At 70.1% G+C, this 11,592-nt stretch carries 11 protein-coding genes; 4 read left to right on the top strand and 7 right to left on the bottom strand.

All coding sequences use genetic code 11. The features are described 5' to 3' along the window. Positions 1-22 precede the first annotated feature (22 nt). Positions 23-313, top strand: coding sequence for a WXG100 family type VII secretion target (locus tag QH948_RS12995; RefSeq protein WP_281144762.1), 291 nt, complete (start codon positions 23-25; stop codon positions 311-313). A gap of 167 nt (positions 314-480) precedes the next feature. Here QH948_RS12995 and QH948_RS13000 read toward each other — a convergent pair whose 3' ends face one another. From QH948_RS13000 to aat, 3 genes are all read right to left on the bottom strand, one after another. After that, entirely contained in the window at positions 481-1,380 is a 900-nt protein-coding gene (locus QH948_RS13000) for an EamA family transporter (RefSeq protein WP_281144763.1), read from the bottom strand. Between the two features lie 61 nt (positions 1,381-1,441). Then, positions 1,442-2,296: a DNA-formamidopyrimidine glycosylase family protein gene (locus QH948_RS13005; RefSeq protein WP_348634959.1), complete on the bottom strand. Its 855-nt coding sequence runs from the start codon at positions 2,294-2,296 to the stop codon at positions 1,442-1,444. A gap of 39 nt (positions 2,297-2,335) precedes the next feature. Next, positions 2,336-3,067: a leucyl/phenylalanyl-tRNA--protein transferase gene (gene aat / locus QH948_RS13010; RefSeq protein WP_281144765.1), complete on the bottom strand. Its 732-nt coding sequence runs from the start codon at positions 3,065-3,067 to the stop codon at positions 2,336-2,338. 168 nt (positions 3,068-3,235) lie between these two features. On the opposite strand from aat, the gene QH948_RS13015 reads away from it, so the two are divergent. Further along, on the top strand, positions 3,236-3,916 hold the full coding sequence (locus QH948_RS13015) for an EcsC family protein (RefSeq protein WP_281144766.1): 681 nt from the start codon (positions 3,236-3,238) through the stop codon (positions 3,914-3,916). 304 nt (positions 3,917-4,220) lie between these two features. On the opposite strand, the gene alr is transcribed toward QH948_RS13015, so the two are convergent. Beyond that, positions 4,221-5,339: an alanine racemase gene (gene alr / locus QH948_RS13020; RefSeq protein ID WP_281144767.1), complete on the bottom strand. Its 1,119-nt coding sequence runs from the start codon at positions 5,337-5,339 to the stop codon at positions 4,221-4,223. A 418-nt stretch (positions 5,340-5,757) separates the two neighbouring features. Here alr and QH948_RS13025 point away from each other — a divergent pair, with 418 nt between their 5' ends. Further along, positions 5,758-6,711 carry a hypothetical protein gene (locus QH948_RS13025; RefSeq protein ID WP_281144768.1) on the top strand — a complete coding sequence of 318 codons (954 nt, stop codon included), beginning with the start codon at positions 5,758-5,760 and terminating at the stop codon, positions 6,709-6,711. A gap of 174 nt (positions 6,712-6,885) precedes the next feature. Next, complete coding sequence (locus QH948_RS13030; protein ID WP_281144769.1) at positions 6,886-7,410, top strand: GNAT family N-acetyltransferase; 525 nt, start codon at positions 6,886-6,888, stop codon at positions 7,408-7,410. A gap of 435 nt (positions 7,411-7,845) precedes the next feature. On the opposite strand, the gene QH948_RS13035 is transcribed toward QH948_RS13030, so the two are convergent. The 3 genes from QH948_RS13035 to pdhA are packed head-to-tail and all read right to left on the bottom strand — an operon-like array spanning position 7,846 to position 11,458. Continuing rightward, a complete protein-coding gene (locus QH948_RS13035; protein ID WP_281146206.1) occupies positions 7,846-9,363 on the bottom strand; it encodes a dihydrolipoamide acetyltransferase family protein in 1,518 nt (505 codons plus the stop codon). A gap of 29 nt (positions 9,364-9,392) precedes the next feature. Further along, complete coding sequence (locus QH948_RS13040) at positions 9,393-10,370, bottom strand: alpha-ketoacid dehydrogenase subunit beta (protein ID WP_281144770.1); 978 nt, start codon at positions 10,368-10,370, stop codon at positions 9,393-9,395. Beyond that, entirely contained in the window at positions 10,367-11,458 is a 1,092-nt protein-coding gene (gene pdhA / locus QH948_RS13045) for a pyruvate dehydrogenase (acetyl-transferring) E1 component subunit alpha (protein ID WP_348634930.1), read from the bottom strand. The genes QH948_RS13040 and pdhA overlap by 4 nt, the downstream gene beginning before the upstream one ends. Between the last annotated feature and the right edge of the window lie 134 nt (positions 11,459-11,592).

Below are 11,592 nucleotides of genomic sequence, written 5' to 3' on the forward strand. Positions count from 1 at the left end.
AGACGAAAGACACGGGAGAATCATGAGCGACTCAACCATCTACTCCGTCTCCGGACTCCAGGAGGGGATCGCGAACCTGTCCGCGGCCCACAAGGAGCTCACCTCGCTGCTCGAGGAACTCAAGGGGGAGCTTTCCGTCTCCCTCGGCGCGTGGGAGGACAACGCCCGCAACGCCTACCAGGAGGTCCAGCGTTCGTGGGACGCCTCGGCCGCCAGGCAGCAGGACATCGTGCAGCGCATGCCCGTGCTGCTCGGCAACATCGCCGACGGGTACAACAGCACCGAGGCGCGCAACGCAGGCATCTGGGCCTGACCTTCCCCAGACGGGTCTGCCCGGCCAGCTGGTCTCCCCCACCCGGTTCCCCCCATCCGGGTACGACCGCCCCGCTGGACAGGCCTGACAACTGAATAGCCGGGGCCATTGCCCCGGCTCCACTTCGGAGGGTCCGGCGATCGTCGGGCCCTCCGTCGCGTCCGGGGTCAGGTCGCCGGGTCGCCGGGGCCGACGCCCTCCTTGGAGGAGCCCGACAGTGTCGTCGCGACCGAGGCCGCCAGGACCGCCACCATCGCCGGGATCTGCACGATGCTGAGGTGCTGCCCGAGCAGGAGCCAGCCGAAGATGCCCGCCACCACGGGCTCGAGGCTGAGGAGCACGCCGAACACGCGGGCCGGGAGGCGCCGCAGCGCCGCGAGCTCGAGCGAGTACGGGATCACCGACGACAGCAGAGCGACGCCGACGAGCGACAGCAACAGGACCGGCTGATCGGCGAGCCTGCCGACGCTCGGCGCGGCCAGCGGAACCATGAGGGATCCGCCCACCAGCATCGCGATCGCCAGCGGCGCCTGCCCCTTGACCTCGGCGGCGACCGACTTGCCGGCGAGGATGTAGGCGGCCCAGAACCCGGCCGAGATGAACGCGAACAGCACCCCGACGGGGTCGAGCCCGCCGTCGGACGCGCTGGTCTCCGGGCTCTTCGAGAAGCCGAGGACGGCGACGGCCGCCGCCGCGACCAGCACCCAGGCGATGTCCCGCGCCCGCCGCGACAGCACGGCGGCAAGGACGAGCGGGCCGAGGAACTCGATCGTGACGGCGATGGCGAGCGGGATCCTGTCGATCGCCGCGTAGAAGGTTCCGTTCATGCCACCCAGGGCGATGCCGTAGAGCACGACGCGGCGCCACTGGCCCCTGGACCAGGCGCGGAGGGGCGGCCGGGTCAGCACCACGAGGATCGCCGAGGCCAGCAGCAGCCGGACGGCGGTCGTGAGCCAGGAGCCGACCTCGCCCATCACGGGCACCGCGATCGCGGCTCCGATCTGCAGCGACGTGCAGGAGCCGAGCACCATGGCGACTGCCCTGCCCTGCCCTGAGTTCCGGTTCACCCCGGCATTCTGTGGCCCGCGGGTCGGCGTGTCCATCGGGCGCCGGGGTTGCCCACGCCCGTTACTTCAGGAGCTTGGACATCCGGCGGTCGGCCAGCGGCTTGCCACCGGTCTGGCAGCCGGGGCAGTACTGGAGCGACGAGTCCGCGAAGGAGACCTCTGCGATGGTCGCGCCGCACTCGTCGCACGTCTCGCCCGCGCGGCCGTGCACGCGCATCGACGCGCGTTTGGCGTCCTTGAGGTCCGTCAGCGGCAGGCCTGCGGCCGCGTCGACGGCACCGCGGAGCACGGTGCGCATGGCCTCGTAGAGGGCCGCGCCGCCCGCCTCGTCGAGACTGTCTGCGGGCTTGAAGGGGCTGAGTTTCGCTGCATGCAGAATCTCGTCGGAGTAGGCGTTGCCGATCCCGGCGAGCCGCTTCTGGTCGCGAAGCACGCCCTTGAGCTGCGAGCGGCCCGCGTCGGCCAGGACGGCGCGGAACGAGTCGAGGGTGAAGTCGTCGGCGAGCGGGTCGGGGCCGAGGGCCGCGATGCCGGGGACCTCGGCCGGGTCCGTCACGACATAGACAGCCAGGTGCTTCTGGGTGCCGGCCTCGGTCAGGGAGAAGCCGGAGTCGTCGTCGAGGACGATGCGCAGGGCAAGGCCGGACTTCCCGGGCCGCGCGGGGACCTTCGGCGCGACGTCGTGCCAGGTGACCCAGCCTGCGCGTGCGAGATGGAAGATCAGGTGCACGCCCTGAGCCTCGACGTCGATGAACTTCCCATGCCGTGTCACGCGGTCGGTCTCGAGCCCGGCGAGCGCCTCCAGCCCGATCCGGAACGTCTTCAGGGCGGAGAAGGACACCAGGTGGCCGGACGCGATGACCCGTCCGCGGAGCTTGTCGTCGAGGGCGGACGCTACGGCCGCGACCTCCGGCATCTCGGGCACGGGGCCTCCCTTCGGTGGGGTGCGTCCACTCTAGGCGAGGCGCAGGACACCGCGGCCGGCCGCGACCGCGTCGTGCTCGGCGAGCAGCTCTGCGCCGGTGAGGGGCCCGAACCTGGTCCACGGCAGGGTCGGCAGCGTCAGGGCATGCTCGAGGCGTCGCAGGTACTCGGCGCGCGGCACCTCGTAGGCGCCGAGCGTGCCGAGGTGCTCGGTGAGCCACTGCACGTCGAGGAGTTCGACCCCGACGGCCGCGAGCTCGACGACCAACCGGATGAGGGCGACCTTGGAGGCGTCGCGGCCTCGCTCGTCGTCATGGAACATCGACTCCCCCGCGAAGAGACCCGCAACGTGTACCCCGTACAGGCCGCCGACCAGTACCCCGTCGGCGTCCCACACCTCGACCGAGTGGACCCAGCCGGTGCGGTGGAGGTGCGAGTAGGCGGTGCGGATGCGCGAGTCGATCCAGCCGTCGGGCCTGGTCGGGGATCCGCAGGCCGCCATCACGCGCGGGAAGGCGTGGTCGACGGTGGTGGAGTACCGCTTCGCCATCTTGCGCAGCGACCGGGTGACGCGGACCCCGTCGATGGGGATGAGCCCGCGCTGCATCGGCGACCACCAGCCCATCGCCTCGCTGTCGAGCGGCATGGGGAAGACACCGGCGCGGTAGGCCTCCAGGGCGAGCGCGGCGTAGAACTCGTCGGAGTAGCCGATGAGGTCGCGGGCTGGCCACTGGTCCGGGGAACCGAACAGCGCTGACAACACGTGCACAGTCTGGCACCCGCCACCGACCAGCGGGCGACGCGCTCACGGGACGGCGTGGCCTGGCCGCGGGACTGCCCGCACGTTCCCCTGAACCGACCCCGTCCGCCCCCTGAGAATCCTGGATTGCGGATTCCACGTGTGACACTGTTGAAGGCGGAAGGAGGCCCGATGAGTGAGCCGAACCAGGTCGTCGCCCTGACGGAGGGCATCACGGCGGGCGCTTTCCACGAGATCCTGGACCTCGCGATCGAGGGCCGCGGCAAGCTGCCCGGAGCGAAGCAGTCCGCCAAGCAGCTGCTCCTGGCGAAGAACGACGCGGAGGACGCCATCGCGCGGATGGTCGCCTCCCACGTGGCGATGGCCTCCGGGCAGGGGTTCGCGACGAACTGGGGCGGGTTCCTGGTCTCGATCGTGACCATCCCCGCCAATGTCACCGCCGCCGCGTTCATCCAGGCCCGGCTGGTCGCGGGCATCGCGCACCTGCGCGGCTACGAACTCAGCGACCCGCGCGTGCGCACCGCCATCCTGATGGTGATGCTCGGCCCGTCGGGCAACGCGAACCTCGTCGCGAACGGCGTGCTTCCGTCGTCACCGCTGGTCGTCGCGACGGCGCCGGTCTTCGACGCGCGGCTCGACCGGCAGGTCGCCAAGGCGCTGCTCGACCGTTCCATGAACCAGCTGACCGGCAAGCGCTTCGGCGTCTGGCTGGGCAAGCGGATCCCGATGGTCGGGGGCGGGGTCGGCGCCGTCGTCGACGGCTGGTCGACCGCGTCGATCGCCAAGCACGCGCAGGCCGAGTTCCCCAGTCGTCGGCCGAAGCTCACCGGCACCGTCGTCCAGGCCGGCTGACGGGCTGTATCCCCGTCGAACCTTCGTGGTGGGACCATAGACGCCACCCTTGTCGACGGGCGCCACCGTTGTCGACCGACGCCACCCTTCTCAACCGACGCCACTCTTGTCGACCGACGCCACCCTTGTCGACCGACGCCACCGTTGGACACGCATGCCACCGCTATGGCGGTGGCTCTATCGCAAGCGGTAGCGCCTGCGTGTAAGGGTGGCGTCGGGAGCCAACCCGGTTCCCTGAGCTCGTCGAAGGGCGCCGAGCGCAGCGAGGCGGAGCACCGGCACGAAGACCCACCTGGGCAACGGGTCACACGTAGTCGCGGGGCACGCGCTCGGTGATCAGGCACGTCACCTCGTACGTGATCGTGCCCATCAGCTCGGCGAGTTCCTCGACGCCAATGCGCTGGTCGCCGTCGGACCCCATCACCACCACCTCGTCGCCGACGCTCACCGTCGGGTGGTCGGGGCCGAGGTCGACCATGATCTGGTCCATGCAGACGCGCCCGACGACCGGATAGCTGCGGCCGTCGATCAGCACCCGGCCCCGGTTGGACAGCAGGCGCGAGTAGCCATCTCCGTAACCGATGGCAGCGGTGGCGAGCCAGGTGTCGCGGGGCGCGGTCCAGGTGCGGCCGTAGCCGACGGTCTCGCCCTCGCGGATGCGCTTGAGGAACGACACGCGCGTGATCCAGCTGCCGACGTCGCGCAGGGCCCGGGTGTGCTCCGTGAGCGGGTCCGGGTAGGAACCGTAGATCATGACGCCGGGGCGGACCATGGTTGTGCGGCCGAGGTCGTGGCCGAGCACGGCGCCAGAGTTGGCCGCGTGCACCAGCTCGACCGGTCCAACCACCGCCTCCAGGTCGTCGACGGCCTGCTCGAAGCGGGCGAACTGGGCGCGGGTGAACTCCTCGCCCGCGGGGACGTCGCTGATGGGCAGGTGGGTGAAGATCCCGCCGACGTGCAGGTCGGGGCAGTCGGCGAGGACGCGCGCGAGATTGCCGACGTTCTCCGGCTCGGTCCCGACGCGACGCATGCCCGTGTCGACGGCGACGTGCACGTCCACCCGTCGTCCCGCCTCGGCTGCGGCAGCCTGGGCAGCGCGGGCCTCGTCGACGGACCCGACCGACAGCGTTATGTCGGCCGCGATCGCTTCGGCCAGGTCTCCGGGCAGCGTCGGGGTGAACTTCAGAATGGGCAGTGTCACCCCTCCGTCGCGCAGGCGCGCTCCCTCCGACGTAATGGCGACGCCGAGCCAGTCGGCGCTGCCGCGCGCCTGGATCGCCCGGGCGACGGGCACCAGCCCGTGGCCGTACGCGTTGGCCTTGACCGCGGCGAGCACCTTGCGCCCGCCTGCCAGGTCGCGCGCGGCGGCGAGGTTGGCGTGCAGGGCTTCCAGATCGACTCGGAACCGCGTGGGCGTGGGCATGGCTCCAGTCTGGCCCCGTGGCGGCCCGATGTGAAACGCACTCCCCCCGTCGCCCAACATTCCGTGCACAACGATGCGTATACCGGGAGCGCTGAGCCTATGTTGCAGCGCTCCGGGTATAGGCATCGTTGGCACGCCACACCCCAGGGATAGGGAGGCCGTGGACGGGAGGCCCTGCGTCCGCAGGTGACGCCCCAGCCGACTGCGCGTGGACTCCGCCTCGCTCCGCTCGGCGCCCTTCGACGAGCTCAGGGAACCGGGCTGCCTCAGGGAACCGGGCTGCCTCAGGGACTGGGCACAACGATGCGTATACCGGGAGCGCTGAGCCTATGTTGCAGCGCTCCGGGTATAGGCATCGTTGTGCACGCACCCAGGAACCGGGCAGCTGTGGACGTCGGAGCGTGGCAGACTCGACCCCATGTCGAACCAACAGTGGAACAACGGCCAGGGCTCGAACGAGTGGGCCAAGCCTTCCTCCGCCGAGTCCGCGCAGGAATGGGCCAAGCCGTCGTCAGCACAGTCCGCGCAGGAGCCGCCGGCGGGCACCTCCTGGGGCCAGCCTCCGGCCTCCGGAACATCGGCACAGGAGTGGTCGCAGCCAGCCCAGGGCACCAGCCAGTCGGCACAGGAGTGGGCCGCCCAGGGATCCGGCCAGCCCGCGCAGGAGCCGCCGGCGGCCACCTCCTGGGGCCAGCCTCCGGCCTCCGGAACATCGGCACAGGAGTGGGGCTCGGCTCCCTCCCAGAGCTGGGGACAGCCCCAGCAGCCTGCCCAGGACTGGAGCCAGTCCCAGCAGCCATCCCAGGACTGGAGCCAGCCCCAGCAGCCCGCCCAGGACTGGAGCCAGCCCCAGCAGCCCGCCCAGGACTGGGGGCAGACGCAGGGCGGACAGCAGTGGGGCCAGCAGCCCCAGCAGACCTGGGACCAGAGCCAGCAGCCCACCGGCCAGGGATGGGACCAGGCCCAGCAGCCGCAGCAAGCCGGCCAGCAGTGGGGCCAGCAGGGTTGGGGACAGGGCCAGGGCCCGCAGGTCCAGCCCGCCACCCCCGTCGAGCCGAAGCCCAGCCCGTTCGACCTCAGCGTCCGTAAGCTCTCCCTGCCCGACGCCGCCGGACTCATCTTCATGCTGGGCGCGATCGCGCTGGTCGTCGAGTGGCTGTTCGGTTTCATCGCCGTCCTGGCCAGCGGCAACGACTTCATCGCACCCTCCGGCTGGGCCATCCTCCAGTCGCTGATCGGCGGGCTGGCCGGGGTTCTGTTCAAGCTGCTGGTGCTGCGCGTGCTCGTCGAGATCGGCGTGGCCGCCACGCGGATGCTCGCCCGAGACGGCAAGGTCAAGGACACGACCGATGAGGAGCCGCCCGCCGCCTGACCGGACGGTCCCACGCCCGGGCTGGTTGACGTCGACCCGACGGCAACCGTCCCAGGCCGGGGATCCGCTCTGGCGTCCCGCGCCTCGTGTCCGGCCTGACATCCCCCTCGGTCCCCCGCACCGCCGGCCGCCTGCGGGCGAGTCCGCGGGTGCCTCTGTCACTGGGAATTACGCATGTCCGAACTGGCCATCCTCCGCGCGGCCGGGTCCGACGAGTACCCGGAACTCGTCGCGATCTGGCGCGGAGCAGTCGACGCCACGCACGACTTCATCTCGGTGAGCGACCGCGAAGATATCGAGGCTAGGCTCGCCTCCGTCTACTTCCCTGCCGTCAATCTGTGGGTCTCCGAACGCGACGGTCCTCCCATCGGTTTCGCCGGGGTGATCGGCGCCAGGCTGGAGATGCTGTTCGTCGATGCAGCCCAGCGCGGTAGCCCTGTCGGTTCAGCCCTCCTGGACCACGCGGTCGGGGTGCTCGGCGTCACCGAGGTCGATGTCAACGAGCAGAATGCGTCGGCCGTCCGCTTCTACACCCGCCGGGATTTGCCGTCGTCGGCCGAGAGAGCGACGACGAGGGGCGCCCCTACCCGCTGCTTCACCTGCGCCTCACGCCGTCGGTCCAACCCACCGCCTCGCTCCGCTCGGCGCCCTTCGACAAGCTCAGGGAACCGGGTCGTTGAGCCTGTCGAAACGCCCTGAGCGAAGCGAAGGGGACCCCTTGACCACCGCCTCTTGACCACCGCCTCGCTCCGCTCGGCGCCCTTCGACAAGCTCAGGGAACCGGGTTGAGCTCAGGGAACCGGGTTGAGCTCAGGGAACCGGGTTGAGCTCAGGGAACCGGGTCGTTGAGCCTGTCGAAACGCCCTGAGCGAAGCGAAGGGGACCCCTTGACCACCGCCTCTCGACCACCGCCTCGCTCCGCTCGGCGCCCTTCGACAAGCTCAGGGAACCGGGTTGAGCTCAGGGAACCGGGTCGTTGAGCCTGTCGAAACGCCCTGAGCGAAGCGAAGGGCCCAACCTGATCACGCCTCGCTCCGCTCGGCGCCCTTCGACAAGCTCAGGGAACCGGGCTGAGCTCAGGGAACCGAGTTGAGCTCAGGAACCGGCCAGGCTCAGGGAGCCGACCGCAGCCTCCTAGAAGAGCAGCGCCAGGGCCGGCTCGGCGAGGATCTCCGCGATGTCATGCAGGAAGCTGGACCCCTGTTCGCCGTCGACGATGCGGTGGTCGAACGAGATGGCCAGCGTCGTCACCCAGCGGGGTTCGACGCGCTCGTCGGCGCCCGTCCCGACGACCCACGGCCGACGCTCGATCGAGCCCATGCAGAAGATCGCCGACTCGTTGCCGTTGATGATCGGCGTGCCCGCGTCGATGCCGAACACGCCGACGTTGGTGACGGTGAAAGTGCCGCCCGCGTAGTCGGCGGGCTGCAGCTTCCCCTCACGGGAGACCTGGACCAGCTGGTTGATCGCCTGGCACAGCTGCAGAAGGCTCAGCCGCTGCGCACCCTTGATGTTGGGCACCATCAGTCCGCGCGGGGTGGCCGCGGCGATGCCGAGGTTCACGTCCGCGTAGTAGACGATCTCCTGGTTCTCCTCGTCCCACGACGTGTTGAGGTCGGGGTTGCGGCCCAGCGCGAGGCACACGGCCTTCGCGTAGACGAGCAGCGGCGAGATGCGCAGGCCGGTGAACTCCCGACGCGACTTAAGCGTCTCGACGAACTCCATCGTCCCCGTGACGTCGACGGTGACCCACTCGGTCACGTGCACGTGCGTGTTGACGGAGCGGACCATGTTCTCGGCCGTCACCTTGCGCACACCCTTGATCGGGACGCGACGCTCGGCGCGGCCCTGGAACGGGTCGTAGGCGCCCAGCCCCTCCGTCGGCCCGAACCCTCCGCCGAAGCTGGAGCCCTGGTAGGGGTGACCCGCATGGGTGCCCGGCTCGCTGGCCGACGACTGGAAGAACGCGTTGTCGTTGAGGATCCGACCCTGCTTGGGCTGCTCATCCAGGTGGAGGAATGCGGCGGCTGCCTCGACGTCGCGGCGCGTGATGGTCCCGCCGATCCCGGTGCCGACGACCCCACGGAGGTCAACCCCCAGGTCCTTGGCGTACTGCCTGACCGGCGGCTTGGCGCGCACCGCATCGGCGTCGGAGGCGAGCACGAGCGTGGACTCCCTCGGCGCCTCGCCCGTCGACGGCAGCGGGTCACCCTCCGGCTCGGCCTCGACGGCGGCGGCGGGCTGGACCTCGTCCGTGCGACGACCGGGCTCGTGCTGCGAGTAGGCCGTCGACAGCGCGTCGGAAGCGGCGGCCTCGCGGGCCTCCGGGCGGCCGCGTCGACGACGCCGGCTCGGCTCCTCGCTGGCCCCGTAACCCACGAGGTTCGGAGCGGACCCCTCCTCGTCAGGCTCCGCGACGGCCGCCTCGCCCTGGCCGTCCTCGATCTCGACGATCGGCGTGCCGACCTCGACGGTGCTGCCCTCGGAGACGAGCAGGCCGGTGACGGTTCCGGCGTACGGGCTGGGCAGCTCGACGAGCGACTTGGCCGTCTCGATCTCCACCAGCACGTCGTTGATCTCGATCACGTCGCCCTCGGCGACCCGCCACGCGACGATCTCGGCCTCGAGCAGGCCTTCACCGGGATCGGGCAGAAGGAAATGCCTCTTCATGTTCGGTCCTCTCAGTAGGCCAGGGACGTGTCGACGGTGTCGAGGATGCGGTCGATGCTCGGCAGGTACTCCGACTCGACGCGCGCGGGCGGGTAGGGCATGTCGAAGCCTGCCACGCGCAGAACCGGCGACTCCATCACGTAGAACAGCTCCTCGGTCAGCTTGGCGGCGATCTCGGCGCCAAGCCCCAGCGTCAGCGGAGCCTCGTGGACGACGATCGCGCGACGGGTGCGCCGCACCGACGACATGACCGTCACCCAGTCGACGGGGCTGATCGTGCGCAGGTCGACGACCTCCAGGTCGGTGCCCTCCTCCGCGGCGACGGCGGCCGCGTCGAGGCAGGTCTTGACCATGGGCCCGTAGGCGAGCAGCGTCGCGTCCTTGCCGTGGCGCACTATCGATGCCTGGTGCATGGGCGCGGGGCGGTCGGTGAAGTTGACCTCGCCCTTCTGCTGGTAGCGGCGTTTGGGCTCGAGGAAGACGACAGGGTCGTCGGAGCCGATGGCCTGCTGGATCATCCAGTAGGCGTCGTTCGGGTTGGCGCAGCTGACGACCTTCAGCCCGGGCGTGTGCGCGAAGTACGCCTCGGGTGACTCGGAGTGGTGCTCGACGGCGCCGATGCCGCCGCCGAACGGGATCCGGATCACCATCGGCATCTTCTGCCGACCCCCGGTGCGCATGTGCATCTTGGCCACCTGCGACACGATCTGCGCGAAGCCGGGGAACACGAACCCGTCGAACTGGATCTCGACGACGGGGCGGTAGCCGCGCATGCACAGGCCGACGGCGGTGCCGATGATGCCCGACTCCGCCAGCGGCGAGTCGACGACGCGATTCTCGCCAAACTCGGCCTGCAGTCCCTCGGTGATGCGGAACACCCCGCCGAGCTTGCCGATGTCCTCGCCCGCGAGCAGCACCTTCGGGTCGGCCTGCAGCGCGCGGCGCAGCCCCCGGTTGAGGGCCTTCGCCATGGTCAGCTTCTCGTTCATGCGTCCTCCCCTGCGAGGTAGGCGGCGTACTCGCGGCGCTGCGACTCCAGCGCGACGGTGGGTTCGGCGTAGACCGTCTCGAACAGTTCGTCCATGGTGACGTCCTTCAGTTCCGCGATCGTGGCTCGCACGTCGGCGCCCAGCGACTTCGCCTCATCCTCGACGGCGGCCAGCCATGCGTCGTCGACCGCCCCGAGGTTGCGGAGGTAGGTGGTGAGTCGCAGGATCGGGTCGCGGCCGCGCCAGGCCTCCTCGTCGGAGGACTCGCGGTACTTGGTCGGGTCGTCCGAGGTCGTGTGGGCGCCCATCCGGTAGGTGTAGGCCTCGATGAACGTCGGCCCGTCGCCATGACGGGCGCGCTCCATGGCCCAGTCGGTGACGGCCTTGACGGCCAGTACATCGTTGCCGTCGACCTGGATGCCCGGGAAGCCGAAGCCCTGGGCGCGCTGGAACAGGGGGATGCGCGACTGCAGCGCGATCGGCTCCGAAATGGCCCACTGGTTGTTCTGGCAGAAGAACACGACGGGGGCGTTGTACGAGGCGGCGAACACGTACGCCTCGTTGACGTCGCCCTGACTCGCCGCGCCGTCGCCGTGGTAGACGATCGCCGCCGCGTTCTGGCCCGAGTCGTCGTTGCCGACAGCACCGTCGAGCTGGATCCCCATGGCGTAGCCGGTGGCGTGCAGCGCCTGGCAGCCGATGACGATCTGGTAGTTCTTGAACTTCTCCAACAGCTCCCAGTGGCCGCCGTCGGTGCCCCGGAACAGCCCGAGAAGGTTGGACAGCGGCACGCCGAGCACCATCGCGACGGCATGTTCCCGGTAGGAGGGGAAGCAGACGTCGGCGGCGCGCAGGGCGTGGGCCGAGCCGACCTGGGCCGCCTCCTGACCGATCAGCGGGGTCCACAGCCCCAACTCGCCATGCCTCTGCAGCGCCGTTGCCTCGGCGTCGAAGCGCCTTGCCAGGATCATGTCGCGAAGATAGCCGGCGAGGTCGTCGGCGCTTCCCGTGAACTCGAAGTCGTCGTTGGCGACGCGCTCGCCGTCGGGCGTGAGCAGCTGGACCATCTCGACACTCTGACCGCGCACGTGGCCCCCTTCCTAACCTACGAAACCGTAACTTACGCCAGCGTAGCCTCTACCCTCCGCGGTTCTGAGTCCTCGCGGTCCACACCTCGGCCCCGCCATTTGTGGGAAGCCGACAAACACCGCAAGCAGTCCGC

The organism is Tessaracoccus lacteus, from assembly GCF_029917005.1.
GTDB classification, from domain to species: Bacteria; Actinomycetota; Actinomycetes; order Propionibacteriales; family Propionibacteriaceae; genus Arachnia; species Arachnia lactea.